General features: G+C 68.4%; 18 protein-coding genes. 12 read left to right on the top strand and 6 right to left on the bottom strand.

The window, feature by feature from the left end; translation table 11 throughout:
• Positions 1 to 33: 33 nt before the first annotated feature.
• Positions 34 to 633: a pyridoxamine 5'-phosphate oxidase gene (gene pdxH / locus ACIGII_RS15115; RefSeq protein ID WP_399639399.1), complete on the top strand. Its 600-nt coding sequence runs from the start codon at positions 34 to 36 to the stop codon at positions 631 to 633.
• A 41-nt stretch (positions 634 to 674) separates the two neighbouring features.
• Here the strand turns inward: pdxH and ACIGII_RS15110 are convergent, their stop codons facing one another.
• On the bottom strand, positions 675 to 3,212 hold the full coding sequence (locus ACIGII_RS15110; RefSeq protein WP_399639402.1) for a hypothetical protein: 2,538 nt from the start codon (positions 3,210 to 3,212) through the stop codon (positions 675 to 677).
• Between the two features lie 467 nt (positions 3,213 to 3,679).
• Positions 3,680 to 5,275: a propionate catabolism operon regulatory protein PrpR gene (gene prpR / locus ACIGII_RS15105; RefSeq protein WP_399639404.1), complete on the bottom strand. Its 1,596-nt coding sequence runs from the start codon at positions 5,273 to 5,275 to the stop codon at positions 3,680 to 3,682.
• Positions 5,276 to 5,423: 148 nt separating this feature from the next.
• Between prpR and prpB the strand changes: the two genes are divergently transcribed.
• From prpB to pbpC, 8 genes are all read left to right on the top strand, one after another.
• Positions 5,424 to 6,323: a methylisocitrate lyase gene (gene prpB, locus ACIGII_RS15100; protein WP_399639407.1), complete on the top strand. Its 900-nt coding sequence runs from the start codon at positions 5,424 to 5,426 to the stop codon at positions 6,321 to 6,323.
• 28 nt (positions 6,324 to 6,351) lie between these two features.
• The gene (prpC, locus tag ACIGII_RS15095; RefSeq protein ID WP_399639410.1) at positions 6,352 to 7,509 is read left to right on the top strand and encodes a 2-methylcitrate synthase; all 1,158 of its coding nucleotides are present in this window, start codon (positions 6,352 to 6,354) and stop codon (positions 7,507 to 7,509) included.
• A 105-nt stretch (positions 7,510 to 7,614) separates the two neighbouring features.
• Complete coding sequence (acnD, locus tag ACIGII_RS15090; RefSeq protein ID WP_399639412.1) at positions 7,615 to 10,230, top strand: Fe/S-dependent 2-methylisocitrate dehydratase AcnD; 2,616 nt, start codon at positions 7,615 to 7,617, stop codon at positions 10,228 to 10,230.
• Positions 10,231 to 10,334: 104 nt separating this feature from the next.
• The gene (locus tag ACIGII_RS15085; protein ID WP_399639415.1) at positions 10,335 to 10,583 is read left to right on the top strand and encodes a type II toxin-antitoxin system ParD family antitoxin; all 249 of its coding nucleotides are present in this window, start codon (positions 10,335 to 10,337) and stop codon (positions 10,581 to 10,583) included.
• A complete protein-coding gene (locus ACIGII_RS15080) occupies positions 10,580 to 10,903 on the top strand; it encodes a type II toxin-antitoxin system RelE/ParE family toxin (RefSeq protein WP_399639417.1) in 324 nt (107 codons plus the stop codon). The genes ACIGII_RS15085 and ACIGII_RS15080 overlap by 4 nt, the downstream gene beginning before the upstream one ends.
• A complete protein-coding gene (gene prpF / locus ACIGII_RS15075) occupies positions 10,900 to 12,090 on the top strand; it encodes a 2-methylaconitate cis-trans isomerase PrpF (RefSeq protein WP_399639420.1) in 1,191 nt (396 codons plus the stop codon). The genes ACIGII_RS15080 and prpF overlap by 4 nt, the downstream gene beginning before the upstream one ends.
• Before the next feature lie 136 nt (positions 12,091 to 12,226).
• Positions 12,227 to 17,110 (top strand): alpha-2-macroglobulin family protein, encoded by a 4,884-nt coding sequence (locus tag ACIGII_RS15070; protein WP_399639421.1) that lies wholly within the window; start codon positions 12,227 to 12,229, stop codon positions 17,108 to 17,110.
• Positions 17,111 to 17,162: 52 nt separating this feature from the next.
• On the top strand, positions 17,163 to 19,538 hold the full coding sequence (gene pbpC / locus ACIGII_RS15065; protein ID WP_399639424.1) for a penicillin-binding protein 1C: 2,376 nt from the start codon (positions 17,163 to 17,165) through the stop codon (positions 19,536 to 19,538).
• Between the two features lie 14 nt (positions 19,539 to 19,552).
• Here the strand turns inward: pbpC and ACIGII_RS15060 are convergent, their stop codons facing one another.
• Positions 19,553 to 20,155 (bottom strand): bacterioferritin, encoded by a 603-nt coding sequence (locus tag ACIGII_RS15060; RefSeq protein WP_399639426.1) that lies wholly within the window; start codon positions 20,153 to 20,155, stop codon positions 19,553 to 19,555.
• A 33-nt stretch (positions 20,156 to 20,188) separates the two neighbouring features.
• A complete protein-coding gene (locus ACIGII_RS15055; protein ID WP_399639428.1) occupies positions 20,189 to 20,671 on the bottom strand; it encodes a peroxiredoxin in 483 nt (160 codons plus the stop codon).
• A 221-nt stretch (positions 20,672 to 20,892) separates the two neighbouring features.
• On the opposite strand from ACIGII_RS15055, the gene ACIGII_RS15050 reads away from it, so the two are divergent.
• A complete protein-coding gene (locus ACIGII_RS15050) occupies positions 20,893 to 21,789 on the top strand; it encodes a DnaJ C-terminal domain-containing protein (protein WP_399639431.1) in 897 nt (298 codons plus the stop codon).
• 73 nt (positions 21,790 to 21,862) lie between these two features.
• Here ACIGII_RS15050 and pilH read toward each other — a convergent pair whose 3' ends face one another.
• Both pilH and ACIGII_RS15040 read right to left on the bottom strand, forming a co-directional pair.
• Positions 21,863 to 22,246, bottom strand: a complete 384-nt coding sequence (gene pilH / locus ACIGII_RS15045; RefSeq protein ID WP_399639433.1) for a twitching motility response regulator PilH — start codon at positions 22,244 to 22,246, stop codon at positions 21,863 to 21,865.
• An 89-nt stretch (positions 22,247 to 22,335) separates the two neighbouring features.
• The gene (locus tag ACIGII_RS15040; RefSeq protein WP_399639435.1) at positions 22,336 to 23,331 is read right to left on the bottom strand and encodes a YhdH/YhfP family quinone oxidoreductase; all 996 of its coding nucleotides are present in this window, start codon (positions 23,329 to 23,331) and stop codon (positions 22,336 to 22,338) included.
• A 209-nt stretch (positions 23,332 to 23,540) separates the two neighbouring features.
• Between ACIGII_RS15040 and hflK the strand changes: the two genes are divergently transcribed.
• Positions 23,541 to 24,677 (top strand): FtsH protease activity modulator HflK, encoded by a 1,137-nt coding sequence (hflK, locus tag ACIGII_RS15035; protein ID WP_399639438.1) that lies wholly within the window; start codon positions 23,541 to 23,543, stop codon positions 24,675 to 24,677.
• Positions 24,674 to 25,537, top strand: coding sequence for a protease modulator HflC (hflC, locus tag ACIGII_RS15030; RefSeq protein ID WP_145479578.1), 864 nt, complete (start codon positions 24,674 to 24,676; stop codon positions 25,535 to 25,537). The genes hflK and hflC overlap by 4 nt, the downstream gene beginning before the upstream one ends.
• Positions 25,538 to 25,610 lie beyond the last annotated feature (73 nt).

The following is a 25,610-nucleotide window of genomic DNA, read 5'->3' as shown; positions in this document are numbered from 1 at the left end:
AATAATCCCAAACCGACCCGCAAGATACCCACCATGACCGACCTCTACGCAGAAGCGCTCTCCACCTTTGCCGCGCTGTACGACGAAGCGCGGAGCAGCGCCGAAATCGAACCCAATGCCATGACCGTGGCCACCGTGTCGGCGGCGGGCCAGCCCTCGGCGCGCACGGTGTTGCTGAAAGCCTTCGACGCCCGTGGCTTCGTGTTCTATACCCACCTGGACAGCCACAAGGGACGCGACCTCCAGGCCAATCCACATGCCGCGCTGCTGTTCCTGTGGCGCAGCCTGCGCGACGCGGGCATCCAGGTGCGCATCGAGGGCAGCGTGGAACAGGTCGACGCCGCCGAGGCGGACGCCTACTTCGCCTCGCGTCCGCGCATGAGCCAGATCGGTGCGTGGGCCTCGCTGCAATCGCGCACGCTGGCCTCGCGTGAGGCGTTCGATGCGCGCGTGGCCAGCGCCGAGGCCAGTTTTGCCGGCCGTGAGGTGCCACGCCCGGACGGCTGGGGAGGGCTGCGCGTGGTGCCGCGCCGGATCGAGTTCTGGTACGGCGCGCAGTTCCGCCTGCACGAACGCTGGTGCTACGAGATCGACGCCGATGGCCGCTGGAGCAAGCGCCTGCTCTATCCCTGACCGCGCCGGCTGCCGCACGCCTGCGGCAGCCGGCGTGTCGCTCAGCCGACCACCGGCAGGATCAGGCTGCCGATCAGCGGCGACATCGACTTCTGCGCGCCGGTGATTGCGCCCACCGCCTCGAACAGCGCGTGCAGCTGCTCACGGCGGGTTGCGCGGTCGGCTTCCCGGGCGAAGGCATCCAGCGTGGTGGTATCGGGCACCGCGCGTCGGGTCGGCGACGCGCCGGTGCTGCTGGCCGGCTCACGCTGCAGCCAGTAGCGTGCTTCCAGCGCTGGAACCGAGCGCGGGTCCTGCAGCGCCTGGGCCAGCCGGTCCAGGTCTGCGCCGTGCGTGTCCAGCAGCGCCGCCCAGGTCTCGGCACGTGGGGTGGTGGCCGAGCACAACGCCTGGTAGCGCATCAGCGGGCTGGTCAGCGTGCCTTCCCCGAGACGGTCATGGCGGGTGGTCTGGGTGGTCCGCGCATGCTGCACGGACAGGGTGGGTGATACCCCCGGAAGCACCGGTACCGGCACGGTCACGCCCACGGTCTGCGAACCGCCGGTGGCCAGCCGCACGGCATGCAGGTGGTTGCCCCGCGCCGACGCCGGGAAGTCCGGATCGGTCTGGAAGGTAGGGCGGAAGAAGCGCACCACGCACTGGACGGTGCCGGTGATGTCGAGGCCGGTGGTCAGCGGGTCGATCAGCGCCTGCGCTTCGCGCAGTGGCAGGGTGCCCCATTCCGGAAGCTGCTGTTCCACGTGGGACAGGATGGTGCCCAGGGCCGGACCGAGACGGGCGGCCAGGGTCACTTCCAGGTAGGTCCCGTCGCGCAACGGGTCCGGGTCCTGGCGGACATGGCGGGCCACGGACACCTCACCGCCCGCACCGAACAGGGGCAGCGCGGCCGACAGCGACACGGTGCCGCGGGTAGTGGCAATGCGCTGGATCTGCTCGCGGAACGCGTGGGTGGCGCGATGCACCCGTTCGCGATCATGCGGCAGGGTGGTGTCCTGGATGCGTCGGGCAGTGGCCTGGACCGTACGCTGCAGGTGTTCCCATTGCGCGTGCGCCGGCCCGGCATCCGGCTCGGGAGCCGACTGCAGCCAGGCCAGGGTGTCGAGCATGTGGATCATGACCGCTTCGCGCGTGGCGCCCGGCCCGCCCCAGTCCTGCGCCAGCGACGCCAGCGGCGCGGCGGCCTGCGCAGGCGCACGCCGTGACAGGTCGGCCAGTGCCTGAAGGTGGTCGAAGGCCACACCCACATGCCCTGCCGCGTCCAGCCTTTTGCTCATGGCGTCCGGACGCCGCGGCTGCTGCATCAGCTTGCGCACCTTGCGCAGGGCCGGAGAGCGCACCTCGCCGAGGCGGGCGAGCAGATGCGCAACGCGCGCGTCCAGCACCTTGCGGATCTCGGGGGTGTGGCTTGCGGGCCGGCCGTCGCTGGCCAGCTCGGTCAGCCGGGTGGGCAGCGAGGCGCGCAGCTCGGTGCGGCTCACCGCAGCGTTGGCGCCCAACTGGCCGACGCCATGGCCGACCGAGCCGCCCAGTGCGGCACCGTGGGTGGTCATGCCGGCGCGGATCAGCAGTGGGCGCTTGCCGAAGTCCAGCGGGCGCAGTACCGCCTGTTCCCCCAGCAGCAGCGGCAGCGTCGGCGCGGACTGCCAGGCCTGGGCGCGGCTGGTACGCTCGTCATACCGGTCGCGACGCGGCTCGACCACGCGCTTGAACGCGCGCTGCAGCGCGTTGCCGCCCAGTCGGCGTGCCACCGATGCGTGCGCCAGGCGCAGCACCCGGGTGCGCATCGACATCGAAATCTCGGCATCGCCTTCGGTCGAGTAGCCGCTGAGGCTGCCGCTGACGCCGACCCCCGGTGCGACCCCCGCCTGCACGCTGGCTTCCGCCATCACCGTGGCGCTGCGGATGGTGCCGATGGTCAGGTCGTCGAACGTGCCCGTGCTGCATTCCTGGCGTGCGCCTGCCGCCAGCCCCGCGTCGGCCGCGCCTGGCAGTCCGAAGCGGACCCCCAGCATGCCGCCGGTGCCGGCGCTGCGCTGCGAACCGGGAAGCGCGTTGACGCGTTCCCGTTCGGTGTGGCGGGCGATCTGCTCGTGCAGCATCGCCTCGGCGCGTGCCGCCCGGGTCAGGTCGTAGAGTGCCCGGCGCAGCTGCTGCTGCCGTTCTGCCGCGTAGGCGTGCTTCGGCAGCGACCGGATCGCCCGCAGCAGCAGGCTGCACTCTTTGCGGGTCAGGGCCCGGTCGCGCTTGAGTGCCATCGCATCCACGACGTTGCCGAACCCGGCCGGCAGTTCACGGTGCGCCGTGTCGAGCAGCCCCAGGATCTGCCCGCTCAGGACGTCCAATGCCTCCGGGTTGGGGCCCGGCGCACGTGCCGGGTCGCCAGGGTCGCCATTGGCGGCGTTCGACGGCATCCGCGTCACCTTCACCGGGGCGGGCAGCGCACGAACGGCCTGGTTGCTGATGGCCGTCAGCGGCATGGGGTGTGGAGGAACACGAATGGGCGTATCGCGGCGACCGCGCAGCACGTGTGCAGCGCGGAGGACGAAGCTGGGGAGGATCCTGGCGGAAGCTGGGAGCATGCGGAATTCCTGATGGCAGTGAGCGGACGTTCCACCGGCTCGGCAACGTTGCCGGTGTGATCCGGAACCTACCGGCGGCGTCCGGGCTTGCACATTCCGTTTCGCGCAGAGAATTCACACGGGGTTTTTCTTGATGAATCCGACGCACCGGAGCAGCTGTGCCAATGGCGATCGGTGCTATTGCTCTTGCCTATCAGTCCAAACGCGTGTGGGCGACAGGACGCCCGGGTAAGACCGGGAAATCCCGGTGCGGCACGCCCCAATGTCGCCTTTTGCGCGATAGCGTGCATCTGCACAGGCGGTTGAGCGCGTTGGATCGGTTGTCGCATTCTGCGCTTGCAGTAGCGGCAATGATGAACACGTCGCAGCACGAAAAATATGCGAATGGGTTTAGGAATTTTCCTGATGCAATGTCGGATGACGCCTGATCTGCGTGTCGGTCAACCGCGGGTTGCGCCGCATCCGCGTCAGCCTCCGTCCCGCATCCAGCGCCATAGGGTCGTTCGCGACACACCGAGCCGTGCCGCCAGCTGTTCGCGGTTGCCGCCATGTTCGCCCAGCCATTGCTGCAGCTGGGTCGGCGAAGGCCGCGCGGCAGCCCCCCGCGGCAGCGCGGGCGGCGCCGCTGCCGCGGGCGCGATCTGCTGCAGCTCGGGCAGCCACGGCTGCAGGTCTGCCAGCCGCAGCACGCCGGCCTGTGCCGGCCAATGGATGCGCAGGCGGTCGACCAGGTTGCGCAGTTCGCGCACGTTGCCCGGCCAGGCGTACGCGCACAGCCGCTCGGTGGCCGCCGCATCCAGTGGCGAGGGGCGCTGTCCCAGCTGCTGGAAGAAGTGCTCCAGCAGCACGGCGACATCCTGCGGCCGCTCGCTCAGGGCCGGCAGGGCGATACGCAGGGCCGCCAGCCGGTAGTACAGGTCGCGGCGGAAGCGCTGCGTCTCCACCAGCGATTCCAACGCCTGCAGCGTGGCCGCCACTACCCGCAGGTTGACCGGAGTCGGCTCGGTGGCGCCTACGCGCAGCACTTCGCGTTCCTCCAGTACCCGCAGCAGGCGCGTCTGCAGCGGCAGCGGCAGTTCGCCGATCTCGTCCAGGAACAGCGTGCCGCCGTCGGCGGCCTCGACCAGGCCGACCCGCCCACCGCGGCGGGCACCGGTAAAGGCCCCTTCGGTGTAGCCGAACAGTTCCGCTTCCAACAGCGATTCGCTGATGGCCCCGCAGTTCAGCGCCACGAAGCGGCCGCTGCGACCGCTGGCTGCATGCAGCTGGCGCGCGACCAGCTCCTTGCCGGTTCCGGTAGCCCCGGTCACCAGCACCGTACTGTCGTGCGGTGCGTACAGGGCAATGCGTTCGCGGACCTGCTGCATGAGCGGGCTGTCGCCAAGCAGCACCGGCGCGGCAGGACGCCGCCCGCTGCTACTGCGGCGCCGCGGCGGCGTGGCGCCGGAGCGGGCCAGGGTCTGGGTGAGCTCCAGCGCATGCTCGAAGGCCTGGCGGACCGAGTCGGCCGAATACAGCAGCACCCCGGGCAGGCCCACCCGCTCGGCATGGTCGATGGCCATGCCGGTGCCGACGATCACTTCGATCCCGTTGGCACGCAGGTCGGCGATGCAGTCACGCGCGTCTTCGCGGGTGACAAAGCGCCGGTGCTCGATGTCCAGCCCGAAACTGTGCTGGAAGCTGTTGAAGCTCGGAACATCGCTGGCATGGGTGACCAGCCCGATCCGCGATGCGATGCGACGCGCCCGGGCCAGCGCTTCCATCAGGTCGAAGCCGTTGGCCTGGATCGGCACCAGCGGCACCTCCAGCCGGCTGCGCAGGTAGGCGGCATTGGAGCCACCGGCAATCACCACGTCGCAGTGCTCGCGGCGCAGGCGCTGGCCGATCACATCCACGGCCTCCTCAAAGCCCAGGTTGATCGGCACGATGCGGGCGCGACGATCGAATTCGGGAATCACATCGCCGAGCAGTCCGGTCAGGCGCGACACGCTGACCGTCCAGATCACCGGCAGCGCGCCGCGCTCGGGATCGGCCAGACGGGAGTGGGGCAGGCGGATGGACATGGCAGCGACCGTGTTTCAGTTCCAGCCATGTTACATATGTTTCAATGTTTCAATATGAAACGTTGCCCGGCAGGGGTGACGTCAATGAAATCAATGACTTGTCGGTTGGCATGGCCCTTGCGGCTGTCGTGGAGTCACTCTTGATGGAATGTTGCCCATGAGCACCGCTGTTTCCTCCGCCGGCGCCCGCTTCCGCGCCGCGCTGGCCGCCGAGTCGCCGCTGCAGGTGATCGGCGCGATCAACGCCAACCACGCCCTGCTGGCGCAGCGCGCCGGTTACCGGGCGATCTACCTGTCCGGCGGTGGCGTCGCGGCCGGTTCGCTGGGCCTGCCGGACCTGGGCATCAATACCCTGGAGGACGTGCTGATCGACGTGCGGCGGATCACCGACGTCTGCGACCTGCCGCTGATGGTCGACATCGACACCGGCTTCGGTCCCAGTGCGTTCAACATCGCACGCACCGTGAAATCGCTGATCAAGGCCGGCGCGGCGGCCTGCCACATCGAGGACCAGGTGGGCGCCAAGCGCTGCGGGCACCGTCCGGGCAAGGAAATCGTCACCCAGGGCGAGATGGTGGACCGGGTCAAGGCCGCGGCCGACGCGAAGACCGATCCGGACTTCTTCCTGATCGCGCGCACCGACGCCATCCAGGTGGACGGCGTGGATGCGGCGATCGAACGCGCCATCGCCTGCGTGGAGGCCGGCGCCGACGGCATCTTTGCCGAGGCCGCCTATGACCTGGCCACCTACCGTCGCTTCGTGGATGCGGTGAAGGTGCCGGTGCTGGCCAACATCACCGAATTCGGCAAGACCCCGCTGTTCAGCCGCGACGAACTGGCCTCGGCCGGCGTGGCCATCCAGCTGTTCCCGCTGTCGGCGTTCCGCGCGGCCAACAAGGCCGCCGAGAACGTGTATGAGACCATTCGCCGCGACGGCCACCAGAAGAACGTGGTGGACAGCATGCAGACGCGCGAGGAACTGTACGACCGTATCGGCTACCACGCCTTCGAACAGCAGCTCGATGCGCTGTTCGCCGCCAAGAAGTAACGTCGCACCATTGTTTTCTGGAGGGATCATGAGCGAAGCAACCACCGCCCCCGGCTTCAAGCCGAAGAAGTCCGTCGCCCTGTCGGGTACCGCCGCGGGCAACACCGCGCTGTGCACCGTCGGCCGCAGCGGCAACGACCTGCACTACCGCGGCTATGACATCCTGGACCTGGCTACCACCAGCGAGTTCGAGGAAATCGCCCACCTGCTGGTGCACGGCAAGCTGCCCACCCGTGCCGAACTGGCCGCCTACAAGGCGAAGCTGAAGTCGCTGCGCGGCATTCCGGCGGCGGTCAAGGCCGCGCTGGAGGAGCTGCCGCCGTCGGCACACCCGATGGACGTGATGCGCACCGGCGTGTCCGTGCTGGGCTGTGTGTCCCCGGAGAAGGACGACCACAACCACCCCGGTGCACGCGACATCGCCGACAAGCTGATGGCGTGCCTGGGGTCGATGCTGCTGTACTGGTACCACTGGAGCCACAACGGCCGCGCCATCGACGTGGAAACCGACGACGACTCCATCGGCGGTCATTTCCTGCACCTGCTGCACGGCGTGCCGCCGCAGCAGTCGTGGGTGAAGGCGATGCACACCTCGCTGATCCTGTACGCCGAGCACGAGTTCAACGCCTCCACCTTCACCTGCCGCGTCATTGCCGGTACCGGCAGCGACATGTACAGCTGCATCACCGGCGGCATCGGCGCGCTGCGCGGGCCGAAGCACGGCGGCGCCAATGAAGTGGCGTTCGAAGTGCAGAAGCGCTACGACTCGCCGGACGAAGCCGAGGCCGACATCAAGGCCCGCGTCGAGCGCAAGGAAGTGGTGATCGGCTTCGGCCATCCGGTCTACACCGTCAGTGATCCGCGCAACAAGGTGATCAAGGACGTGGCCCGCGAGCTGTCGGCCGAGCAGGGCAACCTGAAGATGTACGACATCGCTGATCGCCTGGAATCGGTGATGTGGGACATCAAGAAGATGTTCCCGAACCTGGACTGGTTCAGCGCCGTCAGCTACCACATGATGGGCGTGCCGACCGCGATGTTCACCCCGCTGTTCGTGATCGCCCGCACCTCGGGCTGGAGCGCGCACGTGATCGAACAGCGCATCGACGGCAAGATCATCCGCCCCAGCGCCAACTACACCGGCCCGGAAGACCAGGCCTTCGTGCCGATCGACGAACGCCGCTGAACGGAGCTGCCGGCCCACCGGGCCGGCACGTCCTGTAGAGCCGGCCTCTGGCCGGCTGTCCGTATCACCGCACGGCCCGCCAAATACAAGCAGCTAACGCCAGCCATGAACACTGATTACCGCAAGACCCTCCCAGGCACCGCGCTGGACTATTTCGATACCCGTGCGGCGGTCGATGCAATCGCCCCGGGCGCCTACGCCACGCTGCCTTACACTTCGCGCGTGCTGGCCGAAAACCTGGTGCGCCGCTGTGACCCGGCCACCCTGGAGGCCTCGCTGCGGCAGCTGATCGAGCGCCGCCAGGACTTGGATTTCCCGTGGTACCCGGCCCGCGTGGTGTGCCACGACATCCTTGGCCAGACCGCGCTGGTCGACCTTGCCGGCCTGCGCGACGCCATTGCCGATGCCGGTGGCGACCCGGCCCAGATCAACCCGGTGGTACCCACCCAGCTGATCGTGGATCACTCGCTGGCGGTGGAATACCCCGGCTTCGACAGGGCCGCGTTCGAGAAGAACCGCGCCGTCGAGGACCGCCGCAACGAAGACCGCTTCCACTTCATCAACTGGACTAAAAAGGCGTTCAAGAACGTCGATGTGATCCCGCCGGGCAACGGGATCATGCACCAGATCAACCTGGAGAAGATGTCGCCGGTGATCCAGGTGCGCGATGGCGTGGGCTTCCCCGATACCTGCGTAGGCACCGACAGCCACACCCCGCACGTGGACGCGCTGGGCGTGATCGCCATCGGCGTGGGCGGCCTGGAAGCGGAGAACGTTATGCTGGGCCGCGCCTCGTGGATGCGCCTGCCGGACATCATTGGTGTCGAGCTGACCGGTCGCCCGCAGCCGGGCATCACCTGTACCGACCTGGTGCTGGCGCTGACCGAGTTCCTGCGCAAGGAGCGCGTGGTGGGGGCGTGGATCGAGTTCTACGGTGAAGGCGCCACCGCGCTGACCATCGGCGACCGCGCCACCATCTCCAACATGACCCCGGAGTTCGGCGCCACCGCGGCGATGTTCTCCATCGACCAGCAGACCCTGGACTACCTGCGCCTGACCGGCCGCGAAGAGGCCCAGGTGCAGCTGGTGGAAACCTACGCCAAGGTGACCGGCCTGTGGTCGGACGACCTGGGCCAGGTGCGCTACGAGCGCGTGCTGCAGTTCGACCTGTCCAGCGTGGTGCGCAACATGGCGGGTCCGTCCAACCCGCACAAGCGCGTGGCCACCAGCGAACTGGCCGCGCGCGGCATCGCCGACGAAGCCAAGCTGGCCTCCGGCAGGCTCGAGCAGGAGCAGGGGCTGATGCCGGACGGCGCGGTGATCATCGCCGCCATCACCAGCTGCACCAACACCAGCAATCCGCGCAACGTGATTGCCGCCGGGTTGCTGGCGCGCAACGCCAACCGTGCCGGGCTGAGCCGCAAGCCGTGGGTGAAGAGCTCGCTGGCGCCCGGTTCCAAGGCGGTGCAGCTGTACCTGGAAGAGGCCGGCCTGATCGGCGAGCTGGAGCAGCTGGGCTTCGGCATCGTCGGTTTCGCCTGCACCACCTGCAACGGCATGAGCGGTGCGCTGGACCCGAAGATCCAGCAGGAAGTGATCGACCGCGATCTGTACGCCACCGCCGTGCTGTCGGGCAACCGCAACTTCGACGGGCGCATCCACCCGTATGCCAAGCAGGCGTTCCTGGCCTCGCCGCCGCTGGTGGTGGCCTACGCCATTGCCGGCACGGTGCGCTTCGATATTGAAAAGGATGCGCTGGGCTTCCGCGACGACGGCAGCGCGATCACGCTCAAGGACCTGTGGCCGAGCGACGCCGAGATCGACGCGGTGGTGGCCGCCAGCGTCAAGCCGGAACAGTTCCGCCAGGTCTATGCGCCGATGTTCACCTTCAAGGTCGAACACGGCGCGCCGATCAGCCCGCTGTACGACTGGCGCCCGCAGAGCACCTACATCCGCCGCCCGCCGTACTGGGAGGGCGCGTTGGCCGGCGAGCGCGGGCTGACCGGGATGCGTGCACTGGCGGTGCTGGGCGACAACATCACCACCGACCACCTGTCGCCGTCCAACGCGATCCTGGCCAGCAGCGCCGCCGGTGAGTACCTGGCGAAGATGGGCCTGCCCGAGGAGGACTTCAATTCCTACGCCACCCATCGCGGCGACCACCTCACCGCGCAGCGGGCCACCTTCGCCAACCCGAAGCTGATCAATGAAATGGCCGTGGTCGACGGCCAGGTCAAGCAGGGTTCGCTGGCGCGCATCGAACCGGAAGGCAAGGTCACCCGCATGTGGGAGGCGATCGAAACCTACATGGAGCGCAAGCAGCCGTTGATCATCATCGCCGGCGCCGACTATGGACAGGGCAGCTCGCGCGACTGGGCCGCTAAGGGCGTGCGCCTGGCCGGCGTGGAAGCCATCGCCGCCGAAGGCTTCGAGCGCATCCACCGCACCAACCTGATCGGCATGGGCGTACTGCCGCTGGAATTCAAGCCGGGCGTGAACCGCCTGTCGCTGGGCATCGACGGTACCGAAACCTTCGACGTGGTCGGTGAGCGCGTGCCGCACGCCGAGCTGACCCTGGTGATCAACCGCCGCGACGGCGAACAGCTGCGGGTGCCGGTCACCTGCCGCCTGGACACCGCGGAAGAAGTCTCGATCTACGAAGCGGGCGGGGTATTGCAGCGTTTTGCGCAGGACTTCCTCGAATCCTCGCAGGTGGCGTGAAATCCTGTGGGTCCGACCGAAGCTGAAGGATGAATGGGGGTGCGCTTGCAGCCATCCGGCGGTAGGCGCACCATCCATGGCAAGAATTGCCATAGGAGGCCCCCATGGCCACGATGAACATCTCGCTCAGTGACCCGCTCAAGCAGTTTGTCGACGAAGAAGTCAGCGAAGGCGGCTACTCCAGTACCTCCGATTACGTGCGTGACCTGATCCGCCAGCGTCAGCGGAGCAAATCGCAAGACCTGCTCCGCAAGTTGGTTGCAGAAGGCCTTGCGTCGGGAACCGCAGAGCCGCTGGAATCCGATCATTTCCATCGCATGCGTGAACGGGCCAAGGAGCGCAGCGGGAAATGAAGCCCTCCCGTTGGTATCCACGCGCGCTCCAGGACGCCGACGAGGCGGCCCAGTGGTTCGCCGGCGCAGGCGGAACGGCGCTGGAACTGGCGTTCATCGATGCACTTCAGGCAGCCGTTGAACTGGTGGAGCGGCACCCGGAAGCAGGCTCAAGCCGACACGATGGTGTCCTTGACCTTCCTGAAGGATCGCTGCGCTTCCTTCCCATTCGTCGTTTTGATGACTACCTCATCTACTACATAGCGTTGGCTGACGACATCCGTGTCGTCAGGACCTGGAATGCACGTCGCGGCCTTGATGCCCTATTGGATACGCAATGACCTATCTTCCCCAACTCCGCATTCCCGCCACCTACATGCGCGGTGGCACCAGCAAGGGTGTGTTCTTCCGCCAGCAGGACCTGCCGTTCGCCGCGCAGGTCCCAGGCCCGGCGCGTGATGCGCTGCTGATGCGCGTGATCGGTTCGCCCGATCCCTATGGCAAGCACACCGACGGCATGGGCGGGGCGACGTCCAGCACCAGCAAGTGCGTGATCATCTCGGCGCCATCGGTGCCCGACCATGACGTGGATTACCTCTACGGGCAGGTCTCCATCGACACCGCGTTCGTGGACTGGAGCGGCAACTGCGGCAACCTCAGCACCGCCGTGGGACCGTTCGCGATCAGCAACGGCTTCATCGATCCGACCCGCGTTCCGCGCGATGGCATCTGCACGGTGCGGATCTGGCAGGCCAACATCGGCAAGACCATCCTGGCCCACGTCCCGGTGGTGGACGGGCAGGTGCAGGAGATGGGTGACTTCGAACTGGACGGGGTGACCTTCCCGGCCGCTGAGATCGCACTGGAGTTCCTCGATCCGTCCGACGACGGCGAAGGCGAGGGCGGCTCGATGTTTCCCACCGGCAACCTGGTCGACACGCTGGACGTGCCCGGCGTGGGCAGCGTCCAGGTGACGATGATCACCGCTGGCATTCCCACCATCTTCCTCAACGCCGCGGACCTGGGCTACACCGGTACCGAGCTGCAGCCGACGATCAACGAGGACAAGGCCGCGCTTGCCCGGTTCGAGGCGATCCGCGCACACGGCGCGGTACGCATGGGCCTGATCGACAGCGTCGACCAGGCTGCGACCCGCCAGCACACGCCCAAGGTTGCGTTTGTCGCCCCGGCGCAGGACTACGTGTCCTCCAGTGGCAAACAGTTTGCGGCGGGCGACATCGACCTGCACGCCCGCGCGCTGTCGATGGGCAAGCTGCACCACGCCATGATGGGCACCGCGGCGGTGGCCATCGGCACGGCGGCGGCCATTCCCGGCACGCTGGTGAACCTGGCGGCTGGCGGCGGCGAACGCGGCGCGGTGACGTTCGGGCATCCGTCTGGAACCCTGCGTGTGGGTGCCGAGGCGGCGCAGGTCGATGGCCAGTGGGTCGTGACCAAGGCAGTGATGAGTCGCAGCGCACGGGTGCTGATGGAAGGCGCGGTGAGGGTCCCGGCCGGGACCGTCTGACCGCCCGGTACGCACTCCCTGGGACACGCATGGCGTGTCCAGGCAGCCCGTAACGCCCGGGTGCATAATGAAGCCCTTGTTCAAGGAGCGACATATGGCAACGGTCGGGCGGTGGGGCTGGAAAGGAATCCTGGGGATGGCGCTGGTCGCCGGCCTGGCACTGGGGATCGGCGGCTGCAAGCGCAACGACAGCGGCCAGCTGCCAACGCCGTCCGGCGCACCGATCGCCGCCAAGGCCGAAACCGTCAGCGAGTTCACCCTGGTACGCGCCTTCCCTGACCAGAAGAGCGATGGGCTTTCGCTGGCGCTGGAGTTCTCGCGGCCGCTGGTCGGCACCCAGGACTTCGACACACTGGTCCGCTTCGGCGAAAAGGTCGGCACCGAGGACAGCAGCTGGACCCTGTCCGATGACGGCAAGACCCTGCGCTACCCGTTTGTCGAGGCGGCCAGGGAGTACACCCTGATCGTCTCGCCGGACCTGCTGGCCGCCGACGGCAGCCGCATCGGCAAGGAACTGCGCCAGAAGGTCTTCAGTGGCGAGCTCAAGCCGGTAGCCGGCTTTGCCTCGCAGGGCAGCGTGCTGCCGGCGCGCGAGAGCCGCGGCCTGCCGGTGGTGTCGGTCAACGTGACCGAAGTCGACGTGGAGTTCCTGCGCGTGCGCGAAAAGCAGCTGCCCGGCTTCTTCAGCCAGTACCAGCGCGGCGGCCGCCGCGGCAGCTGGGAGCTGGACAGCGAGTACGGCGACAAGACCCCGATGTCGCAGCTGGCCGAGCCGGTCTACGTCAACCGCTTCGTGCTGGGCGGCAAGCAGAACGAGCGGGTGCTCACCTACCTGCCCACGCAGGACATCAAGGAACTGCAGGAACCGGGCCTGTACTTCGCGGTGATGAAGCGCAGCGGCTCGTTCGACAGCGAATTCGATACCGCCTTCTTCACCGTCAGCGACATCGGCCTGCACACGCGTGCCTACAAGGACACGCTGTTCGTGCACACCGCCTCGCTGCAGAGCGGCGCCGCATTGAAGAAGGTCGACCTGCGCATCATCGACGCCAAGGGCGAGGTGGTGCTCAAGGGCGCTACCGACGGCAACGGCAACGCGCTGCTCAAGTACACCCTGGATGCGGGCCACGTGCTGATCGCCAGCAGCGGCCCGGACACCACGATGTTGCCGTTCAACCAGCCGGCGCTGGACCTGAGCGAATTCGCCGTGGCCGGCCGTGACAACGCCTGGTTCGACGTGTTTGCCTGGTCCGGGCGCGACCTGTACCGCCCCGGCGAAACCGTGCGCATCTCCGCGCTGCTGCGCGACAACGACGGCAAGCCGGTCAGCGGCCCTGGCAAGGGCGGGCAGCCGGTGTTCCTGCGCCTGAAGCAGCCCGATGGCAAGACCTTCCGCGAAACCCGCCTGCAGCCGGGCGAGCAGGGTTACCTCAGCTTCGAGCAGACCATTCCGGTGGAAGCGCCGACCGGGCGCTGGCAGGTGGAATTCCGCACCAACCCGGCCAGCAAGGAAGCGATCCAGGGCATGACCCTGCGCATCGAGGAGTTCCTGCCCGAGCGCATGAAGCTGGATTTGGACAGCCCGCAGAAGACCCTCAAGCCGGGTGAGCCGCTCAAGCTGCAGGCCGATGCCGCCTACCTGTACGGCGCGCCGGCCGATGGCAACCGCTTCACCGCGCGCCTGGCGGTGGCGGCCGAGCAGTCGCCGGTGGAATCGCTGCCGGGCTACTTCTTCGGCGACCCGACCCTGGAACTGCCGCGCGAAGCGCGCGACGTGATCGATACCGAGTTCCCCGCCGATGGCACGCTGCGCCAGGACGTGGAGCTGCCGGCCGAGGTCAAGGCCAGCGCGCCGGTGGCGGTGGTGCTGTCCGGCAGCGTGTATGAAACCGGCGGCCGCACGGTCAGCCGCACGTTGAAGCGGGTGATGTGGCCCGCCCCGGTGCTGGTCGGCGTGCGCCCGCTGTTCAATCCGGACGACGGCGCCGACGCCAACAGCAACGCGCGCTTTGAAGTCCTGCGCGTGGACGCGGCCGGCAAGCCGCACCCGGGCAAGGGCCTGAAGGTCACCCTGGTGCGCGAACTGCGCGACTACCACTGGACCTTCAACGACAATCGCTGGGATTACGACTTCAGCCGCCGCTTCGAGAACAAGGAGAGCCGCACCCTCGATGCCGGCACCGCCGCCGTGGGCATCGACTTCCCGGTGGAGTGGGGCGAATACCGGCTGGACGTGTTCGACCCGGCCACCGGGCTGACCGCCCGTTACCCGTTCCACGCCGGCTGGAGCTGGAATGACGAAAACCGCGGCCTGGATGCACGCCCGGACAAGATCAAGCTGGGCCTGGACAAGACCGGTTACAAGGCCGGCGACAAGGTCCGCGTCACCGTCACCCCGCCGCACGCGGGCAAGGGCGTGTTGATGGTTGAAAGCGACAAGATGCTGTACGTGCAGGACATCGACGCCAAGCCGGGCAGCACCTTCGACATCCCGGTCACCGCCGAGTGGGAGCGCCACGACGTCTACATCACCGCGCTGGTGTTCCGCGGTGGCAGTGCGCCGAGCAAGATCACCCCGGCCCGCGCGGTCGGCGTGGTGCACGTGCCGATGGACCGCAAGGCACGCCAGATCGCCGTCGGCCTGTCCGCACCCAAACAGATGCGGCCCGAGCAGACGCTGCCGGTGACGGTCAGCGCGCCGCAGCTGGCGGGCAAGCTGGCGCACGTCACGGTGTCGGCGGTGGACGTCGGCATCCTCAACATCACCCGCTTCCCTGTGCCCGATGCGGCCGGCCACTTCTTCGCCCAGCGTCGCCTGGGCGTGGATGCCTATGACATCTACAGCCGGGTGATCGAGAGCTTCGACGGCAGCAGCGGCAAGCTGAAGTTCGGTGGCGACATGGCCCTGGCCGCATTGCCGCAGGCCAAGCGCCCCACCGCGCGGGTGCAGACCGTGGACCTGTTCTCCGGCCCGGTGAAACTGGATGCCAAGGGCATTGCCCGGATCGCCCTGAAGGTGCCGGATTTCAACGGCACCCTGCGCGTCTCCGCGCTGGTCTACGCCGATGACCAGTACGGCAAGCGCGAGGTGGAAACCGTGGTGCGTGCACCGATCCTGGCCGAAGCCAGCATGCCGCGCGTGCTGGCCCCGGGCGACCGCAGCACGGTCACCCTGGACGTGCAGAACTTCACCGGCACGCCCGGCGAGTTCAAGGTGCAGGTCGATGGGATCGGCCCGCTGACCCTCGGCGAGCCCAGCCGGGCGCTCAAGCTCAACGCCGATGCCAAGAGCACGCTCAGCTTCCCGCTGGTGGCGCGCGAGGGCTACACGGTGGCCAAGGTGCGGGTGCGGGTGGAAGGCAACGGCTTCAAGGTCGACCGCCGCTATGACCTTCCGGTACGCGCGGCGTGGCCGCAGGTGCTGCGCGCGCAGACCCGCACGCTGGACCCGCTGGCCGACGTGGAGCTGGGCGCGGGCCTGGCCGATGGCCTGATGAGCGATTCGGTCACCGCACGCATGCTGGTCAGCGCGCTGCCGCCGATTCCCTTCGCCAGTGCGCTGGACGGTGCCCTGAAGTATCCGTATGGCTGCGCCGAGCAGACCACCAGCAAGGGCTACGCCGCACTGATGCTGGATGAAGCCACTTCGGCCATGCTCGGGGCCGATGGCCTGGATGCCAAAACCCGCCGCGAACGCATGGAAGGCGCGTTCGGCCGCCTGGCGTCGATGCAGGTGGCCAACGGCAACTTCTCGATGTGGGGCGACGACGGCTACGTCAACCCGTGGCTGACCCCGTACATCGCCGAGTTCCTGCTCGATGCCAGGGACGCCGGCTTCGCCGTGCCCGACGGCGTGCTGCAGAAGGCGCTCAACCGGCTCAGCGAGGACCTGCTGTCCGGCGGCAATCAGTTCTACGGCGAGGACCGCCGCGAGAACCTGAAATTCGCCAACCAGGCGTATTCGGGCTACGTGCTGGCGCGGGTCAACCGGGCTCCGCTGGGGACCCTGCGCGCGCTGTACGACAACGAACGCAGCAAGTCGCTCACCGGCCTGTCGCTGGTCCACCTGGGCATCGCGCTGTCGCTGCAGGGTGACCACAAGCGCGGCGATGCCGCCATTGCCGCCGGTTTCGCCAAGCCCAGCAGCGAGCGCCCGGAGTACTTCGGTGATTACGGCAGCGCGGTGCGCGACGATGCGTTGATGATCGCGCTGCTGCACGAGCGCAAGCTGTCCAAGCCCGCCTACGACGCACGCGCGGTGGAACTGGGCCGCGCACTGGATGCCCGCCGCAACAACGGCTGGATGTGGCTGAGCACGCAGGAACAGGTGGCCATCGCGCGCCTGGGCAAGGCGCTGGCGGCCAACCAGACCAGGCAGGTATCCGGCGAGCTGGCCGTCGGGGGCGACGTGGAGGCCATCGCCGCGCGCCGCATGTTCGGCCGCAGCTTCGACTACGCCGCACTGGCCAAGGGCGTGCGGTTCAGCCCCAAGGGCGAGCCGCCGATGTTTGCCAGCCTGGAAGTGGCCGGCATTCCGCGCACCGCGCCGGAACCGGACAACCGCACCCTTGGCGTGGAACGCAGCTGGTTCACCACCGACGGCAAGCCCTGGACCCCGCGTGCGCTGAAGGAAGGCGAAGCACTGATCGTGCGGGTCAGCGTGACCCCGAACGTGGACGTGCCCGATGCGCTGCTGACCGACCTGCTGCCGGCCGGGCTGGAGATCGAGAACTTCAACCTGGGCGATGCCAAGCAGTGGTCCGACGTGGTGGTCGATGGACTGCGCGTGGAAGATCGTGGCGAGGCGGCCACGCTGCGCCACGAAGAGTTCCGCGACGACCGTTACGTGGCCGCGCTCAAGCTCTCGCGTGGCAGCACCGCCAAGGTGTTCTACCTGGTGCGTGCGGTCACCCCCGGCACCTACACGGTGCCGCCGCCGCTGGTGGAGGACATGTATCGCCCCGACCTGCGCGGGGTGGGCCGCAGCAATCCGACCACGCTGACGGTGGTCCAGCCGTGACCCTGCGAGGGCGCCGGCCGCTGCCGGCGTCCGCACTGCCGGCAGTGATGCAATGAAGACCGTTCTTCCCCGACTGCGCTGGACCCGGTGGCGGCCCTGGCTGTGGCTGGCGCTGCGTTGGGGGACGGCGGCCCTGCTGGCGCTGCTGCTGGTGCTGGACCTCGGCTTTCCTCCGCCGCTGCCGAAGCAGCGCGATACCAGCACGCTGGTGGTGGCCGCCGATGGCACGCCGTTGCGTGCGTTTGCCGACGCCGATGGCGTCTGGCGCTACCCGGCCTCGGCAGACAGTGTCTCGCCGCTGTACCTGCAGGCGCTGCTCAACTACGAAGACCGCTGGTTCTGGCGCCACTCCGGGGTCAACCCGTGGGCGTTGCTGCGCGCGGGCAAGCAGTGGCTGCTGGAACGGCGGATCGTGTCCGGCGGCTCCACCCTGACCATGCAGGTCGCGCGCATCCTCGATCCGCACACGCGCACGCCCTGGGGCAAAGCCAAGCAGCTGCTGCGCGCGCTGCAGCTGGAGCTGCATCTGACCAAGGCGCAGATCCTGGCGCTGTACCTGGAGCGCGCGCCCTACGGCGGCACCATTGAGGGCGTCGAAGCGGCCAGCTGGGCCTACCTGGGCAAGCCGGCCGCGCAGCTGTCGCATGCCGAGGCTGCGCTGCTGGCGGTGTTGCCGCAGTCGCCCAGCCGATTGCGCCCGGACCGTCATCCGGAGGCGGCGCAGGCCGCCCGCGACAAAGTGCTCGAACGCATGGTCGCGCTCGGGGTGTGGACGCGCGAGGAGGTGGACGATGCCCGCATCGAGGCGGTGGTGACCCGCGCGCTGCAGCCGCCGCTGCGCGCGGCCCTGCTCGCGCAGCGCCTGCATGCCGCGCAACCGCGCGCCGCGCGGATCCAGAGCACGTTGGACAGCGGGTTGCAGCGCACCCTGGAAGAGCGTGTGGCGTCGTACTTCTCGCAGCTGCCCGAACGCACCTCCGCAGCGCTGCTGGTGGTCGACAACCGCACGCTGGAGGCGCGCGCCTACGTGGGTTCGGTGGCGTTCGGCGACAAGCAGCGGCTGGGCCACGTGGACATGGTGCAGGCGTGGCGCTCGCCGGGCTCCACGCTCAAACCATTCCTGTACGGCATGGCCCTCGACGACGGCCTGATCCATTCCGAAAGCCTGATGGTGGATGCGCCGCAGAGCTTCTCAGGGTACCGTCCGGGAAATTTCGATGCGGCGTTCAACGGCCCGGTCAGTGCCGCCACCGCTCTGCGCTTGTCGCTCAACGTCCCGGCGGTGGACCTGCTGGACCGGGTCGGCCCGGCCCGCTTCGCCGCCCGCCTCTCGCATGCCGGGATCACCCTGCGCTTTCCGCACGGCAGCGCGCCCAACCTGTCGCTGATCCTGGGCGGTACCGGCGCGCGGCTGGAGGACCTGGTGGGGACCTTCGCCGCATTCAACCGCAACGGCATCGCCGGCCGGGTGCGCTATACCCCCGACGATGCGGTGATCGAACGGCGCCTGATGTCGCCGGGCGCGGCCTGGATCACCCGCGAGGTACTCGAGTCGAATCCGCGTCCCGGCTACGGCGCGGGCACGTTCGATGTCACGGGCCGCCCGCGCGTGGCCTGGAAGACCGGCACCAGCTACGGCTACCGCGATGCCTGGGCGATCGGCGGCACCCGCCATTACACCGTGGGCGTGTGGGTGGGACGGCCGGATGGCACCCCGCTGCCGGGCCAGTACGGCGCGGTGACCGCGCTGCCGCTGATGTTCGAGGTGGTGGACAGCCTGCCGCGCCAGCGCGGCGACGCCGCCGCCGCGCCACTGCCGGCCAACGTCACCCGGGCCGAGGTGTGCTGGCCCACCGGCGAACGCGCCGAACACACGCCGCCGGCGCTCTGCCAGCGGCGCCTGCAGGCCTACCTCCTGGATGACGTGGTGCCGCCCACCTTCGCCGAACGCGATGCGCGGCTGTGGCAGGCGGGGCGGCAGGCCTTCGACGTGGACGCACGCACCGGCCTGCGCCTGTCACCGGAATGCAGCGCGCCGCATGCGGCCGAGCGGCGTGAAATCGCGCGCTGGCCGGCGCTGGTGTCGCCGTGGCTGCCGCTGGCCCAGCGCCAGGCCGCGCAGTTGCCCGCGTTGTCGCCGGATTGCCGCGACGATGGTCGCAGCAACGGCGGCAGCCTGCATATCGAGGGCCTCAACGACCGTGCAACCCTGGCGCGCGCGCCCAACGCGCAACACGGCGTGCGCCTGCAACTGCGCGCGCTGGGCAGTGAGCACGCCGTGGACTGGTTGCTGGACGGCCGCTGGATCGCACGCAGCGAGGGCGCGCGCAGCTTCCAGCGCGATTTCGACGAGGTCGGCGAGCACACGCTCACCGCGCTCGCCGCCGATGGGGCCTGGACCCAGGTGCGGTTCCGGATCCTGCAGTAAGGCGTGATGTGCGCCTACTCGCCGATCCAGCCTTCGAGCAGGTCGGCGAACTCGTCGGCGTGCTCTTCTTCCTGCGCCAGGATCTCCTCGAGGATGCGCTTGGTGGTGGTGTCCTTGTCGCCCACGAAGTTGATCATTTCCCGATAGCTGTCGATGGCGATGCGTTCGGCGATCAGGTTCTCGCGGACCATGTCGCGAAGGTCCTTGCCTTCCTTGTACTCGGCATGGGAGCGTCGGGTCAGCGTGTCGGGGTTGAGGTCGGGTTCGCCGCCCAGCTGCACGATGCGCTCGGCCAGCTTGCCGGCATGCGCCTGTTCCTGCTGCGCGTGTTCGAGGAACTCGCCCTTGACCGCGTCGGCCAGCATGCCTTTGGCCATGAAGTAGTGGCGGTAGTACCGCAGCACGCACACGTATTCGGTGGCGAGCGCAGCGTTGAGCAGCGTGATCACCGCCTCGCGATCGGCGGTGTAGCTGTCGGTGACGGCGCCATCTTCGATGTCCTGGCGGGCCTTGGCGCGCAGGGTGGCGGTGTCGCTGATGCCCGGCGGTCGGCTGTCGTGCGGGGCGGAGCGTTCATTGGAGGATGGGGTCGGGTGCTGCTTGGCTGGCTTGGACATGGCTGGCCGGGTTCCTTTGTTGCGGGAGAAGGATCAGCTGGGCAGGTGCTCCAGCACGTACTGCGCCGAAGACACCTCGAAGTTGCCGGGTTCTTCGATGAAGGTTTCGCGGACCACGCCGTCTTCGACATACAGCGCGAAGCGGCGCGAGCGCATGCCCATGCCGGCGCTGCTGGCATCCTGTTCGAGTCCGAGCGCGCGGGTGAAATCGCCGTTGCCATCGGACAGCAGCTGCAACCCATCCGGGACCTGCTGGCTTTCGCCCCAGGCCTTCATCACGAACGGGTCGTTGACCGCCATGCAGAACACGTCGATGCCGCGGTGGCGGAATGCGGCGAAGTGCTCCACGAAGCCGGGCAGGTGCTGGGCCGAGCAGGTCGGGGTGAAGGCACCGGGCACGCCGAACAGCACCGCCTTGCGGCCGTCGAACAGGGCATGGGTATCCAGTGTCTCCATGCCCTGGCGGATGCGCTTGAGCGTGACTTCGGGAATGCGGTCGCCAACGTGGATGGTCATGGGAGCTCCTGGTTCATGGGCAGGGTAGTAAGGGACGTGGGAGGGCGGCGTCAAAACGTTGAACGCGGCCTGTTCATTCCCATAGGGAGCATGAGCGGGGCGTGCGCGGACCGCATTGCGCAGGATCATCCGCCCGATCACGGCAGCCGGGCCGCCAGCCGCTAGAATTGTGTTGACGGGGCCCGCCGGCGCGGGCCGCCGAACTTATTCGAGGTGTATGGATGGAATTCAAGGATTACTACGCCACCCTGGGCGTGGAACCCAGCGCGGGCGATGCCGAGATCAAGACCGCCTACCGCCGGCTGGCGCGCAAGTACCACCCGGACGTGAGCAAGGAAACCGGCGCGGAAGAGAAGTTCAAGGCCGTCAACGAGGCCTATGAAGCGCTGCGCGACCCGCAGAAGCGCGCGGCCTACGACCAGCTCAAGGCCCAGGGCTACCGTCCGGGCGAAGAGTTCAATGCCCCGCCGAACTATGGCGGCGCGCAGGGCTTCGATTTCGAGGAGGTGTTCGGCGGCGGGGCCGGCGGCGGCGGTTTCAGCGACTTCTTCGAGAGCCTGTTCGCGCGCCAGCGCGGCGGCGGTGGCGGCCGGGCCAGTGGCTTTGGCGGTGCCGGGGCCGGTCCGCAGCCGGTGCGCGACACCCGCGCGAAGCTGTCGGTGCCGCTGGAGGCGGCCTATACCGGCGACAGCCTGCGCATCACGGTGAACGGCAAGCAGCTGGACGTGCGCGTGCCCAAGGGCATCCGGCCGGGCCAGGTGATCCGGCTGACCGGGCAGGGCACCCAGGGCGGCAACCTGCTGCTGGAAGTGGAATACGCGGCGCACCCGCAGTTCGAAGTGGACGGCCGCAACATCCTCTACACGCTGGACGTCACGCCGTGGCAGGCCGCGCTGGGCACCTCGATCAGCGTCCCCACACTGGGCGGCGCCGTGGAACTGAAGGTGCCGGCCGGTTCGGATGCGGGCCGCAAGCTGCGCCTGCGCGGCCGTGGCCTGCCGGGCAACCCCGACGGCGACCAGATCGTGGAGATCGAGATCATCGCCCCGGCCCCGACCGACGAGGCGCAGAAGAAGGCCTACAAGGCGTTGGCCAAAGCCTTCGGCGAAAAGATCTGACCGGGGTACCGACCGTTGGTCGGTACGCAAACCGGTAGGTACCGACCGTTGGTCGGTACGGAACCGCTGGCGATCAAACCGCCGGCGGTTCCTTGCTGCTGAACACGCGCTCCAGCACTTCCGACAGCTCGTCTTCGGAGAACGGCTTGGTGATGTAGGCCTTGGCGCCCTGGCGCATGCCCCACATGCGGTCGGTGTCCTGGTCCTTGGTCGTCACCAGGATCACCGGGATATGCCGGGTGGTGCTTTCGCGCGCAAGCGTACGGGTGGCCTGGAAACCATTGAGGTTGGGCATCACCACATCCATCAGCACCAGGTCGGGAAGTTCGGCCTTGGCCACCTCGACGCCGGCCTGGCCGTCCTCGGCCGTCAACACTTCATGCCCCAGCTTTTCGACGATGCGCTTGATGCCCAGCTGCTGCGACGGTGAATCGTCGACGATCAGAATGCGTGCCATGTTGTTCCCCAAGTGATGTCCGCAGTGTAGTGCTGCGCCCATGTCAGCGTGAAGCATCCGCCGCGCCGTCCGTCGCCCAGCTGCAACGCTCAGTCGATCCGGACCACGGTGCGGCCGTGCGAACCGCCGGCCAGCATCCGCTCGAACACCGCGGGCAAACCGTCCAGGCCGATCTCGCTGGTGCAGATGCGGTCCAGGTGCTGCGGCTTCCAGTCGCTGCCCAGGCGTTCCCATACCTGCTCGCGCAGCGCCCGTGGGGCCGAAGACGACGACACGCCGAGCAGCGACACCCCGCGGAGGATGAACGGCATGACCGTCATCTCCAGCGCCGGACGGGCGGCAAGGCCAGCGCTGACCACGCTGCCGTAGGGCACGGTCTGGGCCAGAAGACTGGCCAGCATCGGCCCGCCGGCGTTGTCCAGGCCGCCGCCGAAGCGCGCCGATTCCATCGGCCGGTCGGTGGCCAGGGTGTCGCGGGGCAGCACCTGGTGGGCACCCAGCCCGCGCAGGTAGTCGGCCTGCTCGGGCTTGCCGCTGATCGCATGCACCTGGAATCCGGCGCGGCTGAAGATGTCCACCGCCAGCGAACCGACGCCGCCGGTGGCGCCGGTGACCGCGAGGGGGCCGTGTGCGGGGGTGAGGCGGTTGTCGAGCATGCGCAGCAGGGCCAGCGCCGCGGTGAAGCCGGCGGTGCCGATGATCATCGCCTCGCGCGCGCCCAAGGCGGCCGGGCGCGCGATCACCGCGCCGGCCTCCAGGCGTACGTACTGGCTGTACCCGCCATCGCGGGTTTCGCTCAGGCCGCAGCCGGTGGCCAGGACCGCGTCGCCCTCGCGCCAGGCCGGGTCGCTGGACGCCACCACCGTGCCCGCCACGTCGATCCCGCCCACCAGCGGGAAGCGTCGCAGGATGCGCCCCTTGCCGGTGCCGGCCAGTGCATCCTTGTAGTTCACCGACGACCATTCGGCCCGCACCACCACCTGGCCGGGATCCAGCTGGTCCAGCGCAATGGACTCCAGCCCGCTGCGGTGGCCCTGGTCGTCCTGGTGGATGCGGAATGCGGTGAAGCGGTCGGGGAGTGCCATGGGGTGGCCTGCGGGGGAAGGGGGCTCCCACCTTATCGCGCCGCGCCCCGCCGGTGGCCCGGCAGGGCCGGGGCGGGGGATGAATCGCGGCCTGCGACGCATTCGCCCTTCCAATCCTGTCGGCCAGCCCCATCTAGTAGAATCGGGCGGGATTCAACGGTTGACGGTGCGGGACTGGCCCGCAGGCAACCTTTACTGATGGAGCGTGCATGGCCTGGAATACACCCGGCGGCAACAAGGGCGGACAAGGCCCCGACGAGAATCGACGAGGGCCGTTCGGTCCCCGCGGTGGCAGCGGCGGTGGGGGTGGCTGGGGCGGATTCCCCGGACCGCTCAAAGACCTGTTCGATGGCGGCATCCTGCGCTGGGTGGTGGTGGCGGTGGTCCTGCTGCTGCTGTTCTCCAGCTTCCAGCTGATCGGCGAACAGCAGCGCGGCGTGGTGCTGCGCTTCGGCCAGTTCTCGCGCATCCTGCAGCCGGGCCCGAACTTCAAGCTGCCGTGGCCGATCGAGTCGGTGACCAAGGTCAACGCGACCCAGATCAAGACCTTCAGCAGCGATGTGCCGGTGCTGACCCGCGACGAGAACATCGTGCGCGTGTCGCTCAACGTGCAGTACCGCATCGACGACCCGCGCCTGTACCTGTTCGGTTCGGTCGACGCCAACCAGGTGCTGGAGCAGTCCGCGCAGAGCGCGGTGCGTGAGCAGGTCGGTCGTGCCGACCTCAACGCGGTGCTCAACAACCGTGGTCCGCTGGCCGTGGTCGCGCAGGAACGCCTGCAGGCCGCGCTGAAGGCCTACCGTACCGGCCTGGTGGTGACCGGCCTGACCCTGCCCGACGCGCGACCGCCGGAAGAGGTCAAGCCGGCCTTCGACGAGGTCAACGGTGCCCAGCAGGTCAAGGAACGCCTGATCAACGAAGCCCAGGCCTACGCGGCCAAGGTGGTGCCCGAAGCGCGTGGCCAGGCCTCGCGGGCCCGTACCACTGCCGAAGGCTACAAGCAGGCCGCCGTGGCCCGCGCCGAAGGCGACGCAGAACGCTTCAGCCTGCTGCAGCAGCAGTACCAGGGCGCCCCGGACGTCACCCGCAAGCGGCTGTGGCTGGAAACGGTGGAAAGCGTGCTGAAGGAAAACCGCAAGGTGATCGGCGGCGATGGTCGCCAGCTGATCTATGTGCCGATGCCCGACAACCGCGCCGGCGCGGCCGGCGCTTCCGGCAGCAGCACCCCGCTGGTGACCCCGGAAGTGATGATGCCGTCGCTGCCGGCCAGCACGCCGGTGGACGGCGTGCGTACCACCGAGCGCCCGACCACGCGACCGGCCGGTCGTGAAGGAGCCATCCGATGAAGAGTTCGTTGTGGATCGGCCTGGCCGTGGCCGCGGTCCTGGCCCTGTTGGGCTCGGTGTACGTGGTCCGTGAGGACCAGACCGCGATGGTGCTGAACCTGGGCAAGGTGGTGCGTTCGGACATCAAGCCGGGCCTGCATTTCAAGGTGCCGGTTGTGGAGTCGGTGCGGGTGTTCGACCGTCGCCTGAAGGTGCTGGCCACCGCGCCGGCGCGCTACTTCACCGCCGAACAGAAGGACGTCAGCGTCGACTTCTTCGCCATTGGCTACATTTCCGACGTGCGCGCCTATTACCGCGCGACCGGCGGCGATGCCAGCGTGGCCGATGCACGCCTGGCCCCGATCATCACCGACTCGCTGCGCAACCAGATCAACTCGCGTTCGTTGCAGCAGCTGGTGTCCGGCGACCGCAGCGAGTTGATCGCCGGGCAGCTGACCGGCATCAACGAGGCGGTCAAAGGCCTGGGCATGCAGATCATCGACCTGCGCATCAAGCAGATCGACCTGCCCACCGACAGCCAGGTGATCAGCGATGTGTACGAGCGCATGCGCGCCCAGCGCAAGCAGGAAGCGGCCAAGCTGCGTGCGGAGGGTGAGGAGCAGTCGCTGACCATCCGCGCCCAGGCCGATCGCGAAAGCACGGTGATCGTGGCCGAAGCCGAGCGTGACGCCCAGCGCCTGCGCGGCGCCGGCGACGCCGAAGCCGCCCGGATCTACGGCAAGGCCGGCTCGGCCGACCCGTCCTTCTTCTCGTTCTACCGCAGCCTGGAGGCCTACCGGAACTCCATGACCGACGGCAACGGGGTGATCGTGCTGGACAAGAACGACCCGTTCCTGCAGTACATGAAGAACGACCGCTGACCGCTGGTTGAATCCGCCGCCCCCCGGGGTGGCGGCCGACCCCGGAAACCCGGATAATGCACAAAAGCCGGAC

This window comes from Stenotrophomonas sp. NPDC077420, assembly GCF_044543385.1.
In the GTDB taxonomy this organism is placed as follows: domain Bacteria; phylum Pseudomonadota; class Gammaproteobacteria; order Xanthomonadales; family Xanthomonadaceae; genus Stenotrophomonas.
The sequence above is the reverse complement of the archived record's forward strand: the minus strand, read 5'-3'. Positions and strand labels throughout refer to the sequence as shown.

Bases quoted from the DNA above. Each gene is read 5' to 3' on its own strand.
- pdxH (WP_399639399.1), top strand. From the start codon at position 34: ATGACCGACCTCTACGCAGAAGCGCTCTCCACCTTTGCCGCGCTGTAC.
- ACIGII_RS15110 (WP_399639402.1), bottom strand. From the start codon at position 3,212: ATGCTCCCAGCTTCCGCCAGGATCCTCCCCAGCTTCGTCCTCCGCGCT.
- prpR (WP_399639404.1), bottom strand. From the start codon at position 5,275: ATGTCCATCCGCCTGCCCCACTCCCGTCTGGCCGATCCCGAGCGCGGC.
- prpB (WP_399639407.1), top strand. From the start codon at position 5,424: ATGTTGCCCATGAGCACCGCTGTTTCCTCCGCCGGCGCCCGCTTCCGC.
- prpC (WP_399639410.1), top strand. From the start codon at position 6,352: ATGAGCGAAGCAACCACCGCCCCCGGCTTCAAGCCGAAGAAGTCCGTC.
- acnD (WP_399639412.1), top strand. From the start codon at position 7,615: ATGAACACTGATTACCGCAAGACCCTCCCAGGCACCGCGCTGGACTAT.
- ACIGII_RS15085 (WP_399639415.1), top strand. From the start codon at position 10,335: ATGGCCACGATGAACATCTCGCTCAGTGACCCGCTCAAGCAGTTTGTC.
- ACIGII_RS15080 (WP_399639417.1), top strand. From the start codon at position 10,580: ATGAAGCCCTCCCGTTGGTATCCACGCGCGCTCCAGGACGCCGACGAG.
- prpF (WP_399639420.1), top strand. From the start codon at position 10,900: ATGACCTATCTTCCCCAACTCCGCATTCCCGCCACCTACATGCGCGGT.
- ACIGII_RS15070 (WP_399639421.1), top strand. From the start codon at position 12,227: ATGGCGCTGGTCGCCGGCCTGGCACTGGGGATCGGCGGCTGCAAGCGC.
- pbpC (WP_399639424.1), top strand. From the start codon at position 17,163: ATGAAGACCGTTCTTCCCCGACTGCGCTGGACCCGGTGGCGGCCCTGG.
- ACIGII_RS15060 (WP_399639426.1), bottom strand. From the start codon at position 20,155: ATGTCCAAGCCAGCCAAGCAGCACCCGACCCCATCCTCCAATGAACGC.
- ACIGII_RS15055 (WP_399639428.1), bottom strand. From the start codon at position 20,671: ATGACCATCCACGTTGGCGACCGCATTCCCGAAGTCACGCTCAAGCGC.
- ACIGII_RS15050 (WP_399639431.1), top strand. From the start codon at position 20,893: ATGGAATTCAAGGATTACTACGCCACCCTGGGCGTGGAACCCAGCGCG.
- pilH (WP_399639433.1), bottom strand. From the start codon at position 22,246: ATGGCACGCATTCTGATCGTCGACGATTCACCGTCGCAGCAGCTGGGC.
- ACIGII_RS15040 (WP_399639435.1), bottom strand. From the start codon at position 23,331: ATGGCACTCCCCGACCGCTTCACCGCATTCCGCATCCACCAGGACGAC.
- hflK (WP_399639438.1), top strand. From the start codon at position 23,541: ATGGCCTGGAATACACCCGGCGGCAACAAGGGCGGACAAGGCCCCGAC.
- hflC (WP_145479578.1), top strand. From the start codon at position 24,674: ATGAAGAGTTCGTTGTGGATCGGCCTGGCCGTGGCCGCGGTCCTGGCC.